The 20949-nt window shown below is 70.6% G+C and carries 17 protein-coding genes and 2 tRNA genes; 5 read left to right on the top strand and 14 right to left on the bottom strand.

The window, feature by feature from the left end; all coding sequences use genetic code 11:
* Nucleotides 1-142: 142 nt before the first annotated feature.
* Both ACIBEF_RS21210 and ACIBEF_RS21205 read right to left on the bottom strand, forming a co-directional pair.
* Nucleotides 143-1330, bottom strand: coding sequence for a TolB family protein (locus tag ACIBEF_RS21210; RefSeq protein ID WP_396794916.1), 1188 nt, complete (start codon nt 1328-1330; stop codon nt 143-145).
* On the bottom strand, nt 1327-1857 hold the full coding sequence (locus ACIBEF_RS21205) for a SigE family RNA polymerase sigma factor (RefSeq protein WP_396794915.1): 531 nt from the start codon (nt 1855-1857) through the stop codon (nt 1327-1329). The genes ACIBEF_RS21210 and ACIBEF_RS21205 overlap by 4 nt, the downstream gene beginning before the upstream one ends.
* Before the next feature lie 141 nt (nt 1858-1998).
* Here ACIBEF_RS21205 and ACIBEF_RS21200 point away from each other — a divergent pair, with 141 nt between their 5' ends.
* From ACIBEF_RS21200 to ACIBEF_RS21185, 4 genes are read left to right on the top strand one after another with little or no spacing between them, the layout of a single operon-like run.
* Nucleotides 1999-3768, top strand: coding sequence for a proline--tRNA ligase (locus tag ACIBEF_RS21200; RefSeq protein WP_396794914.1), 1770 nt, complete (start codon nt 1999-2001; stop codon nt 3766-3768).
* A gap of 57 nt (nt 3769-3825) precedes the next feature.
* A complete protein-coding gene (locus tag ACIBEF_RS21195; RefSeq protein WP_354945799.1) occupies nt 3826-4251 on the top strand; it encodes a CBS domain-containing protein in 426 nt (141 codons plus the stop codon).
* Between the two features lie 35 nt (nt 4252-4286).
* Nucleotides 4287-4715 carry a SufE family protein gene (locus ACIBEF_RS21190; RefSeq protein WP_396794913.1) on the top strand — a complete coding sequence of 143 codons (429 nt, stop codon included), beginning with the start codon at nt 4287-4289 and terminating at the stop codon, nt 4713-4715.
* 20 nt (nt 4716-4735) lie between these two features.
* On the top strand, nt 4736-5377 hold the full coding sequence (locus ACIBEF_RS21185; RefSeq protein ID WP_396794912.1) for a DsbA family protein: 642 nt from the start codon (nt 4736-4738) through the stop codon (nt 5375-5377).
* Between the two features lie 74 nt (nt 5378-5451).
* On the opposite strand, the gene ACIBEF_RS21180 is transcribed toward ACIBEF_RS21185, so the two are convergent.
* From ACIBEF_RS21180 to ACIBEF_RS21155, 6 genes are all read right to left on the bottom strand, one after another.
* A complete protein-coding gene (locus ACIBEF_RS21180) occupies nt 5452-6000 on the bottom strand; it encodes a YbaK/EbsC family protein (protein ID WP_357194822.1) in 549 nt (182 codons plus the stop codon).
* A 95-nt stretch (nt 6001-6095) separates the two neighbouring features.
* Nucleotides 6096-6290 carry a hypothetical protein gene (locus ACIBEF_RS21175; RefSeq protein ID WP_357227320.1) on the bottom strand — a complete coding sequence of 65 codons (195 nt, stop codon included), beginning with the start codon at nt 6288-6290 and terminating at the stop codon, nt 6096-6098.
* Between the two features lie 37 nt (nt 6291-6327).
* Entirely contained in the window at nt 6328-7110 is a 783-nt protein-coding gene (locus tag ACIBEF_RS21170; RefSeq protein WP_396794911.1) for an SDR family oxidoreductase, read from the bottom strand.
* 79 nt (nt 7111-7189) lie between these two features.
* Nucleotides 7190-7843 (bottom strand): GAP family protein, encoded by a 654-nt coding sequence (locus tag ACIBEF_RS21165; RefSeq protein ID WP_396794910.1) that lies wholly within the window; start codon nt 7841-7843, stop codon nt 7190-7192.
* A gap of 51 nt (nt 7844-7894) precedes the next feature.
* Nucleotides 7895-9283, bottom strand: coding sequence for an MFS transporter (locus ACIBEF_RS21160; RefSeq protein WP_396794909.1), 1389 nt, complete (start codon nt 9281-9283; stop codon nt 7895-7897).
* Nucleotides 9284-9342: 59 nt separating this feature from the next.
* Nucleotides 9343-9603, bottom strand: coding sequence for a hypothetical protein (locus ACIBEF_RS21155; protein WP_396794908.1), 261 nt, complete (start codon nt 9601-9603; stop codon nt 9343-9345).
* A 218-nt stretch (nt 9604-9821) separates the two neighbouring features.
* Here ACIBEF_RS21155 and ACIBEF_RS21150 point away from each other — a divergent pair, with 218 nt between their 5' ends.
* Nucleotides 9822-14267 (top strand): HAD-IC family P-type ATPase, encoded by a 4446-nt coding sequence (locus ACIBEF_RS21150; protein ID WP_396794907.1) that lies wholly within the window; start codon nt 9822-9824, stop codon nt 14265-14267.
* A gap of 239 nt (nt 14268-14506) precedes the next feature.
* Here ACIBEF_RS21150 and ACIBEF_RS21145 read toward each other — a convergent pair.
* The 6 genes from ACIBEF_RS21145 to gyrB all read right to left on the bottom strand — a co-directional run bounded on the left by ACIBEF_RS21145 (nt 14507) and on the right by gyrB (nt 20534).
* Nucleotides 14507-14582, bottom strand: a tRNA-Ala gene (locus tag ACIBEF_RS21145).
* A gap of 37 nt (nt 14583-14619) precedes the next feature.
* Nucleotides 14620-14748 (bottom strand): DLW-39 family protein, encoded by a 129-nt coding sequence (locus tag ACIBEF_RS21140; protein WP_209444550.1) that lies wholly within the window; start codon nt 14746-14748, stop codon nt 14620-14622.
* 42 nt (nt 14749-14790) lie between these two features.
* A tRNA-Ile gene (locus tag ACIBEF_RS21135) sits at nt 14791-14864 on the bottom strand.
* Between the two features lie 151 nt (nt 14865-15015).
* Nucleotides 15016-15930 carry a DUF3566 domain-containing protein gene (locus ACIBEF_RS21130; RefSeq protein WP_396794906.1) on the bottom strand — a complete coding sequence of 305 codons (915 nt, stop codon included), beginning with the start codon at nt 15928-15930 and terminating at the stop codon, nt 15016-15018.
* 4 nt (nt 15931-15934) lie between these two features.
* Entirely contained in the window at nt 15935-18457 is a 2523-nt protein-coding gene (gene gyrA, locus ACIBEF_RS21125) for a DNA gyrase subunit A (protein ID WP_396794905.1), read from the bottom strand.
* A 130-nt stretch (nt 18458-18587) separates the two neighbouring features.
* Nucleotides 18588-20534, bottom strand: a complete 1947-nt coding sequence (gene gyrB / locus ACIBEF_RS21120) for a DNA topoisomerase (ATP-hydrolyzing) subunit B (RefSeq protein ID WP_357227020.1) — start codon at nt 20532-20534, stop codon at nt 18588-18590.
* Between the last annotated feature and the right edge of the window lie 415 nt (nt 20535-20949).

The raw sequence follows: 20949 nt of genomic DNA, 5'->3' as shown, positions 1-20949 counted from the left end.
CTACCGGACAGTCGGATCCGCTCGCACCGGCAACCCTTTCCCCAGTTCACCGACCGTGATCAGCACCCGGCTCATCGGCGGTGCGCAGACGAAGAAAGGGCGGGCCACCCGAGGGTGACCCGCCCTTTCTCGCGCTGATCGGTCAGTCGACGACGGCCAGGATCTGCATGTCCTTCAGCGTCGCCGGCTCGGCGGTCTCGGAGATCTTCCTACCGTCCTCGTCCACCAGCAGCACCGCGTACCCGTTGCTGGTCTTGACCCGCACGACCATGGAGCCGTCGGTCTGGAAGTAGACCTGATGCAGGGTGCGCCCACCCAACGACAACGAGACCTGCTTGCCAGTTCGGGTGTCGATCACCGCGTTAGCCTGAAGTTCACGAGCGATGTCGCCGGCATCCTCGTTGGGCTTCTTTACCAGCAGAGCGATGCGAGAGCCGTCCGAGGACAGGCTGGCGATGTCGTTGCTGGTCAATCTGCCCACGGCGAAGCCCGGTACGGCCCGCTTCTTCGTGCCGTCCGTGCCAAAGAGGGTGACCCCGGCGTCCTCCGTCATGGCGATGGTCTTACCGTCCGCCGACCAGACGGCATGGCAGGCCGAAGGTTCGGTGCGCCACCAGCGCACCGTCCTCTTCTCGGAGCGCGTATCCAACAACCCGAACCGGCCAGATCCACCGGCCGGCAGATTCTCACGGAACAGCAACTGCCGCCCGTCGGGAGACCAGGCCGGAGTGACGCAGTACGGATCCACCTCCGAGCGCATCTTCTGCTTGTTCGACCCATCGACGTTGGCGATGTAGAGGCTGTCGCTGTCGTCGGCACCCTCACCCACCCAGGCCACCCGGCGACCATCCGGCGACACGTTCGCGTTGAGCGTCGCTGCGCTGTGCGGCAGCGACATGAGTCGCACCGGGTCCTCACCCGGACGCCACGACCGCAGATTCCCGTTCTCACCGGGGAGATTGACAGCGGGGCCGTAGAAGAGCTTGCCGAACTGCACGGACGGGGTGTTCGTGCTGGACCCGCCGCTGGGCGGGGCCCCGGGCGTGTCGCCAGCGCTGCCGGACGGCGTCGGGGTGGGCGTCGGAGTCGGCGAGGGCGACGCGGTGACCGACGGCGTGTCAGCCGGCAGCGGGGGCGGAGACTGGTCCGGCCGGATGGCGAAGGCGGTGCCGGCCGCTGCGGCGATCAGCACCAGCGCGGCGGCCGACGTGGCAACCGCCCGTTGGATACCGAGCCGACGGGACGTGCGCAGGGTCCGGTCCCGCAGGTCGACGGAGGTGACCTCGTCGGCCAGGGCGGTCAGGTCGAGCCGGAGGCGCTGGTCGTTCATTGGGTACTCCCTTCCAGGACGTACAGCTCGGCGAGTTCGGGCGCGACGGCGCGCAGCCTGGCCAGTGATTTGGCCGTCTGGCTCTTCACGGTGCCGATCGTGACGCCGAGCAGGTCCGCCGCCTCAGACTCGGTGCGGTCCTCGAAGAACCGCAGCACCAGCACGGCGCGTTGCTTCGGGGAGAGCTTCGCCAGTGCCGCCCGCAGGGTGAGCCGCAGACTGGTCTGGTGGGCGTGGTCCGGGGCCGAGTCGCCTCCGCGTGGCTCGGGCAGATCGCCCGGCATCGACTCGGGTACCCGGCGCCGTCGCCACCAGGACACCTGTAGGTGGTACATGGTCTTGCGGGTGTACGCCTCGGCGTTGCCGCTGTGGTGCAGGCGGTTCCAGGAGCGGTGGGTCCGGGCCAGGGCCGACTGGACGAGGTCCTCGGCCAGGTGCTGGTCGCCGGTGAGCAGGTAGGCCGAGCGCAGTAACGCCGGAGTGCGGGCACGGACGAACGAGTCGAACTCACTCAGCAGAGGGTCCACACGGGCCAATCCTTGAGGTCGAGGTACGAGGGCTTGGTGTCCTTGCAGACGCGAGCAACGGCGTCGATGGTTGCCGACGTCGGGTCCGGTTCGGATCGATTTGGATCGCTCATCCTGCCGCACCGGCCGTAGGCTGCGCGGATGCTGCTACGCATGTCGACCCTGTTGCTGCGGACCCTGCGCGAGGATCCGGCCGACGCGGAGGTGCCGAGTCATCGGCTGCTGCTGCGCGCCGGCTACATCCGTCGTGCCGCACCGGGCGGCTACACCTGGCTGCCGCTGGGCAAGCTGGTGCTGGATCGGATCACCGACGTCGTACGCGCCGAGCTGATCGCGATCGGCGACCAGGAGGTGCACTTTCCGGCGCTGCTGCCCGCCGAGCCGTACCGCACCAGCGGCCGGTGGACGGAGTACGGCGACGACATCTTCACCCTCGCCGACCGGCGCGGTGCCGAGCACCTGTTGGCGCCCACCCACGAGGAGATGGCGGCGCTGCTAGTCAAGGACCTGTTCAGCTCGTACCGGGACTTCCCGGTGACGCTGTTCCAGGTGCAGACGAAGTTCCGTGACGAGGCGCGGCCGCGGGCCGGGTTGCTGCGTGGCCGGGAGTTCCTGATGAAGGACGCGTACTCCTTCGACCTGGACGAGGCGGGGCTGCGGGAGGCGTACGGGCGGCATCGTGCCGCGTACCAGCGGATCTTCGATCGGTTGGGGCTGGACTACACGGTGGTGCGGGCGATGTCCGGCGCGATGGGCGGCTCCGCGTCGGAGGAGTTCCTGGCGGCGACGCCGGTCGGCGAGGACACGTTCGTCGGCTGCACCTCCTGCGACTTCGCGGCGAACACCGAGGCGGTGGCCACCCGGGTGCCGAGCGCCGGTGACCCGAGCGCGCAGCCGGCCGTCGAGGTGCACGACACTCCGGAGACCCCGACCATTGCGAGCCTGGTGGAGTTGGCCAACGCGCGCCGGTTGGGCGGTCGGGAGGGCTGGACCGCCGCCGACACCCTGAAGAACGTCGTGTTGTCCGTTCGTCAGCCGGGTGCCGACCGGGCCGAACTCCTGGTCGTCGGGCTGCCCGGTGACCGGGAGGTCGACCTGAAGCGGGTCGGCGCCGCACTGCACCCGGCACAGGTGGCCGTCTTCGAGGAGTGGGCCGAGCATCCGGAGCTGGTTCGCGGCTACCTCGGGCCGCAACTGCTCGACAAGCTGGGCATCCGCTACCTGGTCGACCCTCGGGTGGTGACCGGTTCTGCCTGGCTGACCGGGGCGAACGAGCCGGGCCGACACGCGACCGACGTGGCGTGCGGACGGGACTTCACCCCCGACGGCACCATCGAGGCAGCCGACGTCCGCGCCGGCGACCCCTGCCCCGCGTGCGAGGCGGGCGAGCTGACCATCCGGCGGGGCATCGAGATCGGGCACATCTTCCAGCTCGGTCGCCGCTTCACCGACGCCTTCTCTGTCGACGTGCTCGGGCCGGCCGGCAAGCCGGTCCGGCCGACCATGGGCTGCTACGGCATCGGGGTCTCCCGGGCGGTGGCGGCCGTCGCCGAGCAGCACCACGACGACCGGGGGCTGGTCTGGCCGGCAGCGGTCGCACCGTGTGACGTACACCTGGTGGTTGCGGGCAAGGGCCCGCAGCTCGACGCGGCACTGGAGCTCGGCGGGCGTCTCGCCGCCGCCGGCCTGCGGGTGCTCGTCGACGACCGCACGCACGTCTCGGCCGGGGTCAAGTTCACCGACGCCGAGCTGATCGGCATCCCCCGGGCCGTCGTGGTCGGCCGCCGCCTCACCGAGGGGTACGTCGAGCTGCGCGAGCGGGCCGGCGACGGGCGCACCGAGCTGCCGCTTGACGGTCTGGTGGATCGACTCGTCCACGAGGTGCGCCAGGAACGTGCAAACCTGGTGTAGCTGCGGCGTCACGGGGTAGTGCAGTCGGATCGGGTGGATACGTCTTCGGAGGCTCTCATGACCGGTTACCGGGTCAGCGACGTGATGACCAAGCAGGTCGTGTACCTGCCGGTGGAGACCACCCTGGACGAGGCGGCCAGGGTGATGAAGGAGGCCGACATCGGTGATGTGGTGGTCACCGACGGCGCCAGCCTCGCCGGCATGCTCACCGACCGGGACATCGTGGTGCGGGCCGTGGCGGAGAACAGCTCCCCCGCGGCCACCACCATCGGTTCGATCGTCACCCGCGAGGTCGTCATGATCGAGCAGCACTGCACGGCGGGTGAGGCGGCGGCACTCATGCGGGACCGGGGCATCCGACGGGTGCTGGTCTGTGACAGTGACCGCAAGCTGGTCGGGATCGTCTCGCTCGGCGACCTGGCCATGCAGCTCGACCCGACAAGCGCGCTCAGCGAGATCAGCGAGCAGTCGCCCACGGTGTGAGCGGGGCCCCCGGACGACGGCGGTAGCCTCGACACATGGCTGACATGCCGGCCCGACTGGCCGAGATCGTCGACGAGTTCGCGGACGCGCCGCGCGACCTGGTGCTGGAGATGCTCCTGGAGTACGCGGACGTCATCCCGGCACTGCCGGAGGGCGCCGCGGAGCGCGAGGGCATGGAGCAGGTGCCCGAGTGTCAGACGGCGTTCTTCCTGCGGGCGAAGGTGACTGCGGAGGGCACGGTGGAGACGCTCTTCGACTGCCCTCCGGAAGCGCCCACCACCCGGGCGTTCGCCGGGATCCTCGCCGAAGGGCTGGCGGGAGCGAGCGCCGAGCAGGTGCTGGCCGTGCCGGACGACCTCTATCAGCGGATGGGGCTGGCCCAGGCGATCAGCCCGCTACGAATCCGTGGCGGCACGGCGATCCTGGGCCGCCTCAAGCGGCAGATCCGGGAACAACTCGGCTGACCGCGGGGTTGCCACCGAGCATGGAGATCGAGATCTACGCGGACGTCATCTGCCCGTGGTGCTACATCGGCAAGCGCCGCCTGGATGAGGCCCTCGCCAGCTACGAGGGCGAGGTGACGGTCCGTTACCGGCCGTTCCAGCTCGACCCGTCGCCGGTGCCCCAGCCCCTGCCACTGGTGCAGGCGCTGGCCGGGAAGTTCGGCGGCCCGGAGCGCGCCCGGCAGATGGTCGACCACGTGACCCAGGTCGCGGCGGCCGACGGGCTGCGGCTCGACTACGACCGCGCGGTGATCGCCAACACCTTCGACGCGCACCGCCTCGTCTCGTGGGCGACCGACCAGGGCCGGGCGGCCGAGATGGTGGAGGCGCTCTACCAGGCGCACTTCAACAACGCTGTCGACGTCGGCTCGCGGGAGGCGCTGGCCGGACTGGCCGGCGAGATCGGCCTCGACGCGGCCGACGCGCGCCGGTTCCTCGACTCCGACGAGCGCGTCGCCGACGTCGCCGCCGCACTGGCCACCGCCCGGGACCTGGGCATCACCAGCGTGCCGACCTTCGTGCTGGCCGGGAAGTACGCGGTCTCCGGCGCGCAGGAGGTGCAGACGTTGCTCGCCGCGTTCGCCGAGGTCGAGCAGCGCGAGTCCGCAGCGCACTCACACTGAGTCACCCGCGGCCGGGCGTCCGGCATCGATGATCACGATGTTTCACGTGCAACAACATCGATGCCGATGCCTGGTCAGGCCGGCCTGGCCAGCCCCTCCACCACCTGGGCTCCCGGCAGCGCGCCCAACGCCGGCCCCGGCAGCGCTATCTTGCTGTGCCGTACGCCGGACCCGACGATCACGTGCGGTGTGGCGATGACCCGCGAGTCCACCAGGATCGGCCACTGCGCCGGCAGCCCGATCGGGGTGATGCCGCCGTACTCCATGCCGGTCAACTCGACAGCGTCGTCCATCGGGGCGAAGCTCGCCTTGCGGACGTCCAGCGCCCGGCGGGCCACCCCGTTCACGTCGGCCCGCGTGGTGGCCAGGACTATGCAGGCCGCGTAGCGCACCACGCCCTCGCGCTTGCCCGCCACCACGACACAGTTGGCCGACACGTCCAACCCCACCTCGTACGCCGCGCAGAACGCCGCGGTGTCGGCGAGGTCGGCGTCGATCGGCGCGACCAGCACGTCGTTGACGTCCACCGGCGCGTCGGCCGGCCACTGCGCGATGGCCTCCGCGACCGGCGGGGCGAGCAGATCCAGGCGGGCGCGGGCCGGTTCGGTCTTCAGCGTTCCCATCACGGGTGCGATCCTCGCATCCGCGACGCTGAACCGCCCAGCGGCTCCCCGGCCCCCCGGCGACGCCACCGGCCGGGGCCGGATCGATCCGGCGCTCAACTGCCGGCGAGGAACGCGTTGTCGCGCATGAAGGAGCGGTCGCGGGCAGCCGCCACCTCCTCCTCGCGCTGGGCCTTGGCCCGTTGCAGCTCCAGATCCTCGAACGCGTGCCGGACACCCAGCCGGATCACGCCGTAGAGGAAGACGAAGCCGAAGACGTAGAGGATCACCGTGGTGACGACAGCGAACATGGCGTCACGGTAAGACGAACGTGAACCGTTGTTGCTCTCATTTCCGGCCGGTTCCCCCGTACGTGTCGGCCAGATGGTCGGCCCAGGTACGCACGCCCCGGGGCAGTGCCTCGGTGGTCAGACCACCGGCCCGCAGCTCGCGACCGAGCCGGCCGGGTATCCGTACCGGCAGCAGCGGTCGGCGCGAGCCTCGGGCCGAACGCCACGCCCTGGCGGCCTCGTCGAAACGGAGCACCTGGGGCCCACCCAGCTCCTCGATGCCGCCCAACGGGCCGGCGACCAGTCGGGCCGCCAGCCGCGCCGCCACCTCGCCCGGGTCGACCGGTTGGGCGAGCACCGCCCGGTCCCCGATCACCGGGCCCAGTCGCGCGCAGGCGGTCAGCATCTCGTCCAGGAACTGGGGAAACTGGGTGGCCCGTAGCACCGACCACGGCACCGGACCGGCCGCGATCACCTGCTCGGCGGCGAGCTTGTGGCGGTAGTACGGGATCGGGACCCGGTCAACCCCGACGATCGAGATGTAGACGATGTGCCGCACACCGGCAGTGCCGGCGGCCACCACCAGTCGGCGGGTGCCCAACACGTCCACCTGGTAGGTCTGCCGACCCCGCGGCGCGGACGCCAGGTGCAGCACGGCGTCCACCCCGGTCACCGCCTCGGTCAGCCCGTCCCCGGTGGCCAGGTCGGTCGCCACCCACTCCACGTCCGAGCCGGCGGGCGGCCGGCGGCTGGCGGTCCGGACGCTGATCCCGTCGTCGCGCAACCGGCCCAGCACCGCACGGCCCAGACTGCCGGACGCCCCGGTGACCAGAACCTTCATCTCGTCCTCCTGCAAACCCGTCCGACCCGTACCTGGCCTTGACGAGACATCGCGGCAACCCGTGACGGCGGGCGGCCACTCATCCCGATCGAATCAGATCCAACACGGTGAGCACCGCGAAGAACGCGATCACGATCTCGTTGACGATCCAGGCGTGCCCCTCGGCCCATTCCCGCATCCGGGTCAGCACCCGCGAGGCCCTGCTCCCCAACAGCAGCAACGCCAGCAGAGGCAGCGCGAGCAGGAGCACGGTGAGCAGCACGAACGGCACCAGGTGCCACCACGGCAGATCGTGTCGGGCCACGCTCGCCCCGACGGTGGCCATGGTCAGGTCGTCGGTCGGCGTCGCCACGAAGAGCAGCGCGCCCAGTCGCAGCGCCTGCGGCGGACCGGCCTGCTCGATGCTGCCCAGCCAGCGCGGCGGTCCGGAGCGGTCCCGGCGGACCCAGATCAGCACGGCCAGGCACACCAGCAGGGCCAGCACGACGAGGTCGATGGCGGGGCCGCGATCGACCCTCCCGGCGACGGCGCTGGCGTCGGCGGCCACTCCACCCACCAGTTTGGTCACCAGCCAGGCCACTGTCACCCCGGCGCCGACCACCAGCCCCGCGCCGGCGAGGAAGCCCAGCGACGCCGCCCGGGGCCGATCCGACGAGGCGAGGAAGACCGCCACCACCAGCTGCGTCCCGGCGACCATGACCACGGCGAGCGGCAGAATGGTCAGGAGGTTCATCGCCCGCCATCCTTCCGGCACGAGCAGGTGGGACGCTGCCGAATCCGCGGATCACCCGGCCGGTCGCACACCCCCGCCCACCACGACCCGGCCGGCCAGCAGCGCCCCGAGCAGCGCCAGCCCCGCGGTGACCACGAGCGTCGTCGTGTAGCTGGCCGGGCCCGGCGCATTTCCTGCGGCCAACACGGCCCCGGTCAGCGCGAGCACTGTCGCCGCGAAGAGGGAGTCGCTCAGTTGCAGCGAGGAGCTGTTGCGGCCCTGCTCACCCGGCGCGGACAACTCCAGGGTGAGCACCGACAACGGCGGGTAGAGCAACCCCATGCCCAGGCCGGCGATCGCCCAACCGAGCACGGCGACGGCCACCGGAAGCTCGGGCTGGACGGCCAGCGCCACGGTCGCGGTGCCGACGGTGATGCAGCTCAACCCGGCTCGCGGCAGACTGGCCCGCGACGCCGGCACCGGGATCCGGCCCTGCAACCAGGAGCCCGCCGACCAGGCCAGCGCGCCGACCGTGAGGACCAGCCCGGCCGCAGTCGGCGAGAGACCTCGTTCCCGGGAGAGCATCAGCGGGATCACCACCTCGCTGCCGACGAAGGCCGCCGACGCCAGGCCACGCAGCCCCACGACGGTGGGCAGCCCCCGTGCGGCCCGAAGGAACCCGGCCGGCAGCAGGCGCGGTGCACAGACCAGCAGGCCGACCACGGCGGACGCGACAAGAACCAGGGCCGTGGCACCGCGCTGCTGTCCCCCGATGTGCAGCAGTGCGGCACTCACCGCGGCCCCGCACGCCCAACCGATCCGTGCCGCCGCACCCGCCGGCGGGCTCGTCGCCGCACTCCGGCCCAGCGACCGCAGCCCGGGATGAATCAGCAGCCCCGCCGGCACCGCCACCGCCGGCACCGCCAGGAAGACCCACCGCCAGCCCAGGTGCTGCACGATCAGGCCGGCAACCGCCGGCCCGACCAGCGACGGTACGACCCACGCCGCCGCGAACGCCGCGAAGATCCGCCGGTGCAGGTCCTGCGGGTACGCCTGCCCGACGATCACGTAGAGCGCCACCGAGAGCAGCCCAGAGCCGAAACCCTGCACGACCCGCCCGACGACCAGCGCGCTCATCACGGGGGCGGTACCGGCGATCAGCAACCCGACCACGAACCAGGCGACGCCGTGCCACATCGGCCCTCTGGGTCCCCGCGCGTCGCACCAGATACCGGAGACCACCATGGCCAGCACACCGGTGGCGAACGGGCCGCCGAACGCGATCCCGTAGAGCGCCAGCCCGTCCAGGCTGCGCGCGACGGTGGGCATCGCCGTGCCGACCGCCAACGCCTCGAACGCGAGGAGTGAGATCAACGCGACGCTGCCCACCGTCATCGCGCGCAGTCGGGGTGCGAAGAGTCCCGGTGCGGCGGGTGCGGCGGTGACGGCTGTGCTCGGCATCGACCGAGCATGCGACTTCAACCCTGATTCATGTCAACTGCCCGGTGACCCGGCTCTCGTCAGGCGTCCTGCAGCGCCTCCCCGAGACCGCGCACCAGTCCGGAAAAATGCTGGTCCGCCAGCACGTGACCAGCGGTGATCACCACAGCGATCGGCCACTCGATGACCTGTAGAGCGGCGAGCACTCCGAGCCCGGCGTAGTAGACGACCTTGTCCGGTGGTGGCACCGCCACCTCACCCAGCATCGGCAGTTGCACCCGCCGGTTGTACATCGTGACGTTCTCCCGTGAACCGTTGAGATGTCGCGTCAGCGTGCTCATGCCGGCCTCCCCATGTCCGGTGTTGGTCGTCGGGTTCCACGGCCCATCCCGTCCATGCGCCAGCGACGGCGGAAAATTCCGCCACTCCGGGGGCATAACGGATGGCAGGTCGGGAAGCCAGGCCGCCGGACGTCAGTGCGGTGGGAGGACGACATGACCAAGGTCAGGACGAGCGGAAACAGGGAGCCGGGCCGGCGCCCGTCCAGCCGTACGCCTCGATGACGGCGGCGGGTCGCGCTGCCGGCCGCATCCTGCCGTCCTTCGGCGTACCGCACCTGGTCGGCGAGGCGTCCCGGTCGGTCAGTTCGGCCGCGGTCCGGCTGGCCCGGACGGCCGGGCTGACGCGGCGTCGGGTCTGGTCCCGGCCGGGCCGGCACCACATCGAGGTGCACGGTGTCTGCCAGGACGGTGGCAACCGGCTGGCCCGTCAGGTGGAGGGCGCGCTGGAGAAAATGCCCGGGGTGGCCTGGGCCCGGGTCAACGCACCCTCCGGCCGGGTGGTGGTCGCCGTCCAGACTCCCGAGCCGACGTTGCGGGACCTGATCGCGACCATCGACCGCGTCGAGCGGACCTGCGACCACGAACCCGACCCGGAGATCCCGCCCCCGCACCCACCGGAGGAAGGGCCGCGCACTCCGCGCACCCTCGGCGCGCTCGCCTCGGACGCCCTGGGCCTGACCATCTCGGCGGCCACCCGGATCCTGCCGTTCGCGCCGCTGCCCGGTGAGGTGGCCGGCCTGCTCTCCGCGGTGGATCTTCAGCCGAAGCTGCACGGGTTCCTCGGCAGACGGCTGCGCTCCGACCCGCGCGCCGACATCCTGTTTCCGCTGGCCGAGGCGGTGGTGCAGGGCTTGACCGGCCGCTGGACGGGCATCGTCCTGGACGGCGCCCAACGGGTCGTGCAGTGGGGTGAGGACCGGGCCCAACTCTCCGCCTGGGAGAAGGCCGAACCACGGCTGACCGGCGACGCCGAACGGGCCACCGCCCGCTGGCCGGTGATCGAACGTCCGCGCCCGAAGCCGGACGGCCCGGTCGAGCGGTACATCAACCGCATGCTCGCCGCCGGCACGGCGGCCGGTGCGGCCGCCGTGCCGTTCGCCGGGCCGAAGCGGGCCACCGCGCTGGGACTGTCCGCGCTGCCGAAGGCGCCGGGCAGCGGTCGTGAGGGGTACGCGGCTCAGCTTGGCCGGATGCTGGCGCGGCGTGGTGTGATCGCGATGGACCGGAGTGTGCTGCGCGAACTCGACCGGATCGACACGCTCGTGCTCGACGCCGCCGTGCTCGGCTCGGACCGGGGCGTCCTGGCCGATCTCGCGCCGGCCCCTGACGCGGACGTCGACCAGGTGGCCGAGCGGGCCTTCGCGTTGTTCGACCCGGACGACCCGTCCGCTTCCCGCACTGCTGACGGCTGGCAGCTCGGGCCGCTGGACCGGGTGCCCTCGAACGACCTCGACGACATCCCGGACGCGGCCCGGCTGCGCTCCGCCGGCGGCCAACTCCTCGGGCTCGCCCACGGCGACCGGCTCGCCGCCCTGTTGCGGGTCGAGCCGGAACCCGCGCCCGGCGTCGACGGTCTGCCCTCCGCCGCCCGACACGCCGGCCTGCGCCTGGTCGTCGCCGGCGGCGACGAGCAGCGGTACGGCTTCGCCGACGCGATACTCCCCGGCGGGGACCAGTTGGCCGAGTCGGTACGCGCGTTGCAGCGCGACGGCGCTGTGGTGATGCTGGTTTCCGCGGACCGCAAGGCACTCGGCGCGTCCGACTGCGGTCTCGGGTTCGCGGCGCCGGAGGAGCTGCCGCCGTGGGGTGCGCACCTGCTGGTCGGTGCCGACCTGCGGGTGGTCGCGCTGGTGATCGAGGCGACCGGGGTGGCGCGGCGCACGGCCCAGCAGAACATCCGGCTGGCCATGGCCGGCACCGGTCTCGGGGCGCTCGGCGCGTTCACGGCCCCACCGACCCAACTGCCGCACCGGGCGCTCGTCGCTGTCAACGGCGCGGCCGGGCTGGCCTTCGCCAACGGCGTCTGGCAGGCCCGCCGGTTGCACGACCAGTCGGACACCCCGGCGCCCGTGGCAACCGCCTGGCACCTGATGCCGGCCGGCACCGTGCTCGACCACCTGCGCTCCACCCCGGACGGCCTGACCAGCGCCGAGGCGCAGCGCCGACGCCACGGTTCCGGTGACAACGGCGGCGCCGCCCCCGGAAGTGGTGGTCTGCTGCGTGCCTTCGTGGACGAGTTGTCCAACCCGCTCACGCCGGTGCTGGCCGCCGGGGCGGTGCTCTCCGCGTCGTTCGGCTCACTGGTCGACGCCGCGCTGGTGGGCAGCGTGGTCGGTGGGTCCGCCCTGATCGGCGCGGTGCACGAGCGCAACACGGAGAGGTCGCTGGCGGAGCTGCTGTCGCGGTCGGCGGTGACCGCCCGGGTGCGTCGGGACGGTGCCGAGCAGGTTCTCGCCGCCGAAGACCTCGTCCTCGGGGACGTCATCGCCCTCGAACCGGGCGACTCGGTGCCCGCCGACTGCCGGGTGCTCGAGTCGGTGGGACTGGAGGCCGACGAGTCGTCGCTGACCGGCGAATCGCTGCCGGTCGCCAAGTCCAACCGACCGGTGGTCGCCGCCGCCATCGCCGACCGACACTCGATGCTCTACGAGGGCACCACAGTCGCCGCCGGGCACGGCACCGCCGTGGTGGTGGCGACCGGCAACGACACCGAGGCCGGGCGCAGCCTGGCATTGGTACGGCAGGCACCCCCCACCAGTGGGGTGGAGGCTCGGCTGGGCGCGTTGACCACCGCCGCCATCCCGTTGGCGGCCGGTTCCGCGGTGGCGGTGGCCGGCGCGGGCCTGCTTCGAGGCGTACCCCTGGCCGAAACGGCGGCGACCGCCGCCAACCTCGCCGTGGCGTCGGTGCCGGAGGGGCTGCCGTTCCTGGTCAGCGCGGCGCAGCTGGCTGCGGCCCGGCGGCTGGCCGAGCACGGCGCGCTGGTCCGCAACCCGCGCACCATCGAGGCGCTGGGCCGAGTGGACGTGCTCTGCTTCGACAAGACCGGCACCCTCACCGAGGGCCAGTTGCTGCTGGCCGGGGTCGGCGACAGCGTCGGCGACCGGTACGCCCCGCTGGACCGGTTGGACGACAGACTCCGCATGACGCTGGCCGCGGCGCTGCGGGCCACCCCGGCCGCGAAGAACCCGGAGGAGTTGGCGTTGCAGACCGACCGGGCGGTCCGTCGGGGCGCCGGGGAGGCCGGGGTGGTGGAGCAGACCGGTGCCGCCGGGTGGCAGGCCGCCGGGGGGCTGCCGTTCGAGCCGTCCCGCGGCTACCACGCGAGCATCGGACAGACCGATGGTCACCTGTTGCTGAGCGTCAAGGGTGCTCCGGAGACGGTGCTGCCGCGCTGTTCGTCCCGACGCATGGACGGTCGTCAGGAGCCACTGGACGATGCCGGCCGCGCGGAGCTGGAGCGGATGCTCGCCGACCGGGCCGGTGCGGGAAACCGGATCCTCGCCGTCGCGGAGTGCCCGGTGAACGACCCGAAGGTGACCGACTCCGACGTTCGAGGGCTGACCTTCGTGGGCTTCCTGGCCCTGGCGGACGGCGTCCGGGAGAGCGCAGCCCCGGCGGTACGCCGGATCCTGCAGGCCGGCGTGCACACCATCATGATCACTGGTGATCACCCGGCCACCGCCGAGGCGATCGCCGCCACCATCAGTGAACACGACGAGCAGCGGGTGGTGACCGCCGCTGAACTCGACCAGCTGGACGACGACGCGCTCGCCGAGCGGTTGGCCACCACCGACGTGGTGGCCCGCTGCACCCCTGCGCACAAGGTGCGGATCATCCAGGCGTTGCAGAAGTGCGGACGGACCGTGGCGATGACCGGCGACGGCGCCAACGACGCCCCGGCGATCCGGCTGGCCGACGTCGGCATAGCCCTCGGCCAACGGGGCACCCCTGCCGCCCGCGCCGCAGCCGACCTGGTGGTCACCGACGACCGGCTGGAAACCATCATCGCCACCCTGATCGAGGGGCGGGCCATGTGGTCGTCGGTGCGGCACGCACTCAGCATCCTGGTCGGCGGCAACCTCGGCGAGATCGCGTTCAGTGTCCTCACCGCTGCCGCGACCGGCCGCTCCGCGCTCACCGGACGACAACTCCTGCTGGTCAACCTGCTCACCGACCTGGCGCCGGCACTGGCCATCGCGGTCCGGCCACCCGCGTCGGACCGGACCGACGCGCTACTCAAGGAGGGTCCCGACACGGCGCTCGGCGAGAGCCTCACCAGGGAGATCGGGTTGCGGGCGGCAGCCACCACGCTGGGCGCCACCGCGGGCTGGACGTTGGCCCGTTACACCGGACGCCGGCAGCGGGCCGGCACCGTTGCCTTGGTCTCCCTGGTCGGCACCCAACTCGGGCAGACCATCCTGGCCGGCGGCACCAGCCCGACCGTGCTGGCCTCCACGGCCGCGTCACTGGGCGTCCTGGTCGTGGTGGTGCAGACCCCGGGGGTGAGCCAGTTCTTCGGCTGCACCCCGCTCGGGCCGGTGGGCTGGACCATCGGGGCCGGTTCGGCGCTCGGCGCGACCTTCGCCAACGGCGCGCTCACCAAGCTGGTGGAACGCCTGCCGGAAACCCGCCCCAGGGCCGCCGATGGCTCCGAAGGCTGACTGGCGGCGTTCGCAGCAAAATGCGCGATGCCCCTGAGTCATCATGATGTCCCTGAGTCATCACGCTGACCAGAATGGGATCGCCCCGACGGGCAGCGCCATCACCGCGCAGCCCAGGGGGGCCTACGTGCAGGTACATGTCGCCACGGGGGCCAGCGGACTGGCGGCGTCGACCGCCGAACATCAATCAGGCGAGCCGGATTCGAAAGCCGAAAACTCCGGTGACCTGCACCGGAGTTTGGTGGAGCCCAGGGGACTCGAACCCCTAACCCCTGCCTTGCAAAGGCAGTGCTCTGCCAGTTGAGCTAGGGCCCCGCGAATTGCGCGGCGATTGTCGCGCGCGGCGTGAGCGTCAGCGCAGGTCGGGTGCGGTGGTCGCCTCGTGCCACAGGGCACGCTCGTCGTTCGACGCCTTGATCTTGTTGAACACGACGGCAGCCACACCGACGACGCCAGCCAGAATCAGCAGCTTCTTGAACATGGGGCGACCCCTCGCGCTCGGCTACCGTCGGACGACATGCGGTGGGGCTAGATGGAATCGAACCATCGACCTCAGAGTTATCAGCTCTGCGCTCTAACCGACTGAGCTATAGCCCCGCGTTGCGACGAGCAAGATTAACCCATCCGCTCCGCCGGCCCCAAATCGGGGGTCCGGCTTGCGAGCCAGGCCCGTCGCCGCCTGCAAAACCTACCCGAGTACGAGACGCCGGAGCGACCGCTTTCCGCGGTGCCCCGGCGTCCCGGTCGCTCAGTCCCGCTCGGCGAGGGTCAGCTCGATCCCGCCGACCAGGTCGGCGCAGACGTTGTAGACGAACGCGCCAAGGGTGGCCAGCGCGGTGAACAGCACCACGTTGACCAGGCCGATCAGCGCCGAGCTGAGGATCACGCCCTTGGCGGTGATCTGGAAGCCGCTGGTGCTCTGCCCACCGCCGGCGTTGACCAGATCGCTCAGGCTCTCGTTGACGCTCTGGAACACACCCATCGCGTCCAGCGCCAGGTAGAGCACCGAGGTGGCCACCACCACGACGATGAAGAGCACCACCGACACCGCGAATGCGAACTTCATCACGGACCACGGGTCGATCCGCTTGAGGTTCAGCCGGGCCCGTCGCGGTCCGCGGGAGGCGGCCGAACTGACCGACGTACGCGCCGCACGCACCGCGTCACCGACGCGGGCTGCGCCGACGGCGGACGGGTTGCCGATCCCCGGTGGCAGGCCACCGCCGCTGGCCGGGCGGCCGGCGGTGGCGGTCGCCCGCGCCGCGTCCGGCTGCGGCTGGGTCATCCCGGGCGTGATCCGCGGCTGGGTGCCGGTGGACCCGGTTGACGCCGCCTGACCGGGCCGCAGACCGATCGGCTGGGTGGTAGCCGGACGTGCCGAGGGTGCCGCCGCCGGACCGGGAGGATTGGCGGCGGCCGACGTCGGCGCCTCGGCCCTCGACGCCTCGGTCTTGTCGCCGGACTCGCCGTCCTCGCCCGGCTGCTCCGGCGGGGGTGTCATACCTGGAGCCCTGGTGAACTTCGGGGCAGGCGCGTCGGCGGGGACCGTCGCCCGGCCCACGGCCGCGCGGCCGGTCGCTGGTGTGCCGCCCTTGGCGGCCTCCTCGTCGACCGGTTTGGCCGAGGTCCCCGTGTTCCCCGACTTCGCCTGTGTCTCCGTCATTCAACTAGTCCTGTTCGTCAGGCTCGTCGGCATTGCGAGCAATCGCCACGATAGTCACGCCGTCCGGGAGGTCCATCAGCTTGACCCCCATTGTGTTCCGGTCACGTGTACGCCGTACAGGCTTCACCGGAGTCCGAATGACACCACCGTTGCTGGTGATCGCAAACAGCTCGTCGTCCGGATCGATCACCACAGCGCCAACCAGACCACCGCGCCGTTCGGTGATCTTTGCAGTCAACACGCCCTTACCTCCCCGGCCCTGCACCGGGTATTCCTCGATCGGGGTCCGCTTCGCGTATCCCCCGTTCGTGGCCACCAGAACGTCCAGACCTTCCCGCACGACCTCCATGGCGAGCAGGACGTCGTCGTCCGTGAAGCGCATGCCGATCACGCCCGAGGTGGCCCGGCCCATCGGCCGCAACGCCTCGTCCGAGGCGTTGAACCGGATCGCCTGTGCCTTCTTGGAGACCAGCAGCAGGTCGTTCTCCGGCGCAACCAGCGCAGCACCGACCAGCTCGTCCTCATCGCGCAGGTTGATCGCGATGATGCCGCCGGAACGGTTGGAGTCGAACTCCTCGAGCCGCGTCTTCTTCACCAGGCCGTTCTTCGTGGCCAGTACCAGATAGGGGGCTACCTGGTAGTTCGGGATCTCAATGATCTGCGCGATCTGCTCGTCGGGTAGGAAGGCGAGCAGATTGGCCACGTGTTGGCCCTTGGCTACCCTACTGGCCTCCGGCAACTCGTACGCCTTGGCCCGGTAGACGCGGCCCTTGTTCGTGAAGAACAGGATCCAGTCGTGGGTCGAGCAGACGAAGAAGTGGCTGACGATGTCGTCCTGCCGCAGCGTGGCGCCACTGACGCCCTTGCCGCCGCGCCGCTGCGAGCGGTACAGATCGACCTTGGTCCGCTTGGCGTACCCGGTGCGGGTGATCGTGACGACCACGTCCTCGCGGGCGATGAGGTCTTCCATCGAGACCTCGCCGTCGAACGGGATGATCTGCGTCCGGCGGTCGTCGCCCCACTTGGAGACGATCTCACCCAGCTCCTCCGAGACGATCTTCCGCTGCCGCTCGGGCTTGGCGAGGATGTCCTTGAGGTCGGCGATCTCGATCTCGAGCTTCGCCAGGTCGTCGATGATCCGCTGCCGCTCCAGGGCGGCGAGCCGGCGCAGCTGCATGTCCAGGATCGCGGTCGCCTGGATCTCGTCGATCTCCAGCAGCCGGATCAGGCCCTGCCGGGCGTCGTCCACCGTCGGAGAGCGCCGGATCAGGGCGATCACCTCGTCCAGCGCGTCCAGCGCCTTGCCGAGGCCCCGCAGGATGTGTGCCCGCTCCTCGGCCTTGCGCAGCCGGTACGCGGTCCGCCGGCGGATCACGTCGATCTGGTGCTCGACGTAGTAGCGGATGAACTGGGCCAGGTTGAGCGTGCGCGGCACCCCGTCGACCAGGGCCAGCATGTTGGCGCCGAAGGTCTCCTGGAGCTGGGTGTGCTTGTAGAGGTTGTTCAGCACGACCTTGGCGACCGCGTCGCGCTTGAGCACCAGGACGATCCGCATGCCGGTACGACCGGAGGACTCGTCGCGGATGTCGGCGATCCCGGCGAGCTTGCCCTCCTTGATCAGCTCGGCGATCCGCTCGGCGAGGTTGTCCGGGTTGACCTGGTAGGGCAGCTCGCTGACGACCAGGCAGGGGCGGCCCCGCTTGTCCTCCTCGACCTCCACCACGGCGCGCATCCGGATCGAGCCGCGACCGGTGCGGTACGCGTCCTGGATCGCGGTGGTGCCGACGATCAGGCCGTAGGTGGGGAAGTCCGGGCCCTTGACGATGCCGATCAGGGCTTCGAGGGTGGTCTCCTCGTCCTCCTCCGGGTGCTCCAGGCACCACTGCACCGCCGCGCCGATCTCCCGCAGGTTGTGCGGGGGGATCTTGGTGGCCATGCCGACCGCGATGCCCTCGGAGCCGTTCACCAGCAGGTTGGGGATCCGCGACGGCAGGATGGTGGGCTCCTTGGCCCGGCCGTCGTAGTTGTCCTGCAGGTCGACGGTGTCCTCGTCGATGTCCCGCAGCATCTCCATGGCGAGGGGGTCGAGCTTGCACTCGGTGTATCGCATGGCGGCGGCCGGGTCGTTACCCGGCGAGCCGAAGTTGCCGTTGCCGTCGACCAGCGGGTAGCGCAGCGACCAGGGCTGCGCCATCCGGACCAGTGCGTCGTAGATCGCCGAGTCGCCGTGCGGGTGGAACTGACCCATCACGTCACCGACGACGCGGGAGCACTTCACGTAGCCGCGGTCCGGGCGGTAGCCGGAGTCGAACATCGCGTAGAGGATCTTGCGGTGGACCGGCTTGAGGCCGTCCCGGACGTCCGGCAGCGCGCGACCGACGATGACGCTCATCGCATAGTCGAGGTAGGAGCGCTGCATCTCCACCTCGAGCCCGACCGGTTCGATCCGGTCGTGCGCGACCACCGCGGCCATGGCCTCGGCGGGGACCTCTGGCTCGTTCGGTGTGGACTCGGGCGAATCAGTCACTGTGTACCCTTATCAGACTCAGAGTCGTTTTCGTGCTGTGGATAACGGCTGTGGATACCGGCCAAGCTGTGGATAACTCTGTGGACCGCCGGATCGGCCGAGCGATGCCCGGCCGATCCGGCGCAGCCCGTCAGATATCCAGGAACCGCACGTCCTTGGCGTTGCGCTGGATGAACGACCGGCGCGCCTCGACGTCCTCACCCATCAACACACTGAACAACTCGTCGGCAGTCGCCGCGTCGTCGAGAGTGACCTGACGCAGGGTACGCGTCGCGGGGTTCATCGTGGTTTCCCACAGCTCGGGATAGTTCATCTCGCCGAGGCCCTTGAAGCGCTGGATGTCGTCCGGCTTCGCATTCGGCTTCTTCTGCTGGCGCAGCGCGATCAGACCGTCCCGCTCGCGGTCGGAGTACGCGTACTGGGCGTCGTCGCCCTTCTTGTTCCACTTGATCTTGTAGAGCGGCGGGGCGGCCAGGTAGACGTGCCCCATCTCGACAAGCGGACGCATGAAGCGGAACAGCAGGGTGAGCAGCAGCGTCTGGATGTGCTGGCCGTCGACGTCCGCGTCGGCCATCAGCACCACCTTGTGGTACCGCAGCTTCTCCATGTCGAAGTCGTCGTGGATGCCGGTGCCCAGCGCGGTGATCAGCGCCTGGACCTCGTTGTTCTTCAGCACCCGGTCGATCCGGGCCTTCTCCACATTGAGGATCTTGCCGCGGATCGGCAGGATCGCCTGGGTCCGCGGGTCGCGGCCCTGCTTGGCCGAGCCGCCGGCCGAGTCACCCTCGACGATGAACACCTCGGACTCGCGGGGGTCGGTCGACTGGCAGTCGGCCAGCTTGCCCGGCATCGAGCCGGACTCCAGCAGCGACTTGCGCCGGGCCAGCTTGCGCGCCTGCTGCGCGGCGATCCGTGCCCGGGCCGCCTGGGACGCCTTCTGGATGATCGTCTTGGCCTCGGCCGGGTTGCGGTCGAACCAGTCGACAAGCCGGTCGTTGCAGACCCGCTGCACGAAGCTCTTCACCGGGGTGTTGCCCAGCTTCGTCTTGGTCTGGCCCTCGAACTGCGGGTTGGTCAGCTTGACCGAGATGATCGCGGCCAAGCCCTCGCGGATGTCCTCGCCGGAGAGCTTCTCGTCGCCCTTGAGCAGCTTCTTGTCGGTGCCGTACCGGTTGACGACGCTGGTCAGCGCCGACCGGAAGCCCTCCTCGTGGGTGCCGCCCTCGTGCGTGTTGATGTTGTTGGCGAAGGTGTAGACCGACTCGCCGTACGACTCGTTCCACTGCATGGCGATCTCGAGGGACATGCCCTCCTCTTCGGCCTCGAACTCGACCACCGTCTTGTGCATCGGGTTCTTGGAGGCGTTGAGGTGCCGGACGAAGTCGGCGATACCGCCGTCGTAGCGGAAGGTGACCTCGCGGGTCTTGCCCTCCTCGTCCTCCGGGACCCGCTCGTCGAGCAGGTGGATGGTGATGCCCCGGTTGAGGAAGGCCATCTCCTGCAGGCGTCGGTAGATGGTCTGGAAGTCGAAGTCGACCGTCTCGAAGACGTCCGGGTCGGGCCAGAAGGAGACGGCCGAGCCGGTGCTGTCGGTGGTCTCGCCCTTTTCCAACTGGCTGGGCTTGGAGTTGGTGTACTGCTGCCGCCAGACGAAGCCGGACTTGTGGATCACCACGGCCATCTTCGTCGACAGCGCGTTCACCACGGAAACGCCGACGCCGTGCAGACCACCGGAGACCGCGTACGCCTTGCCGTCGAACTTTCCACCCGCGTGCAGCACGGTCAGCGCGACCTCGACACCCGGCTTCTTGAGCTTCGGGTGGAGGTCGACCGGGAAACCACGGCCGTTGTCGGTGACCCGGACGCCGCCGTCGGCGAGCAGCACCACGTCGATGGTGTCGCAGTAGCCGGCCATCGCCTCGTCGACAGCGTTGTCGACGACCTCCCAGACGAGGTGGTGCAGACCGCGCTCGCCGGTGGACCCGATGTACATACCGGGCCGCTTGCGAACGGCCTCCAGCCCCTCGAGAACGGTGATCGACTCTGCGCCGTACTCCTGCTTGTCCTGCGCTGCCACCCTCGGCCACTTTCTCGCGTCAGCCGCGCCGCTAGGGCGCGTCGGGCGCGGGTTCGGCGGACAGGACGCGACGTCGGCGCGCAGACCTGTGCCGAAGAACTCCGGACAGCGGGTCGAACGCGCCGGTCGCCGCGGTTGCCCGCGGATCGCGATCGGCTCGACCCGACGTGGAGAATGAATCTGGGGCCCACCGGCCCCGTCCCACTCCCGCACCGGGTCTTCGTCTCGCTGTCAATCCTACTGTGCGCGGGGGACAGAACCACCACTCGGCACCCTCAGCGAGGCGGCTGAGAAGTCCATAGCCGGCAGAACCCTGCCGCCCGCGACTCCCCCCACACGGCTGACCCCCATCGCACGCGCCGCCCCAGGACGGGTTGACCCGCGGTCGGGCGGGTCGGGGGTCGCGGCCGAAGCG

This window comes from Micromonospora sp. NPDC050795 (genome assembly GCF_044456785.1).
Classification (GTDB): domain Bacteria; phylum Actinomycetota; class Actinomycetes; order Mycobacteriales; family Micromonosporaceae; genus Micromonospora.
The sequence above is the reverse complement of the archived record's forward strand: the minus strand, read 5'-3'. Positions and strand labels throughout refer to the sequence as shown.

What these genes read in the sequence shown, in the direction of transcription:
- ACIBEF_RS21210 (WP_396794916.1), bottom strand. Translation starts at nt 1,330, where the DNA reads ATGAACGACCAGCGCCTCCGGCTCGACCTGACCGCCCTGGCCGACGAG.
- ACIBEF_RS21150 (WP_396794907.1), top strand. Translation starts at nt 9,822, where the DNA reads ATGACGGCGGCGGGTCGCGCTGCCGGCCGCATCCTGCCGTCCTTCGGC.
- ACIBEF_RS21130 (WP_396794906.1), bottom strand. Translation starts at nt 15,930, where the DNA reads ATGACGGAGACACAGGCGAAGTCGGGGAACACGGGGACCTCGGCCAAA.
- ACIBEF_RS21190 (WP_396794913.1), top strand. Translation starts at nt 4,287, where the DNA reads ATGGCTGACATGCCGGCCCGACTGGCCGAGATCGTCGACGAGTTCGCG.
- ACIBEF_RS21155 (WP_396794908.1), bottom strand. Translation starts at nt 9,603, where the DNA reads ATGAGCACGCTGACGCGACATCTCAACGGTTCACGGGAGAACGTCACG.
- ACIBEF_RS21185 (WP_396794912.1), top strand. Translation starts at nt 4,736, where the DNA reads ATGGAGATCGAGATCTACGCGGACGTCATCTGCCCGTGGTGCTACATC.
- ACIBEF_RS21180 (WP_357194822.1), bottom strand. Translation starts at nt 6,000, where the DNA reads ATGGGAACGCTGAAGACCGAACCGGCCCGCGCCCGCCTGGATCTGCTC.
- ACIBEF_RS21170 (WP_396794911.1), bottom strand. Translation starts at nt 7,110, where the DNA reads ATGAAGGTTCTGGTCACCGGGGCGTCCGGCAGTCTGGGCCGTGCGGTG.
- ACIBEF_RS21160 (WP_396794909.1), bottom strand. Translation starts at nt 9,283, where the DNA reads ATGCCGAGCACAGCCGTCACCGCCGCACCCGCCGCACCGGGACTCTTC.
- ACIBEF_RS21140 (WP_209444550.1), bottom strand. Translation starts at nt 14,748, where the DNA reads ATGTTCAAGAAGCTGCTGATTCTGGCTGGCGTCGTCGGTGTGGCTGCC.
- ACIBEF_RS21165 (WP_396794910.1), bottom strand. Translation starts at nt 7,843, where the DNA reads ATGAACCTCCTGACCATTCTGCCGCTCGCCGTGGTCATGGTCGCCGGG.
- ACIBEF_RS21175 (WP_357227320.1), bottom strand. Translation starts at nt 6,290, where the DNA reads ATGTTCGCTGTCGTCACCACGGTGATCCTCTACGTCTTCGGCTTCGTC.
- ACIBEF_RS21200 (WP_396794914.1), top strand. Translation starts at nt 1,999, where the DNA reads ATGCTGCTACGCATGTCGACCCTGTTGCTGCGGACCCTGCGCGAGGAT.
- ACIBEF_RS21195 (WP_354945799.1), top strand. Translation starts at nt 3,826, where the DNA reads ATGACCGGTTACCGGGTCAGCGACGTGATGACCAAGCAGGTCGTGTAC.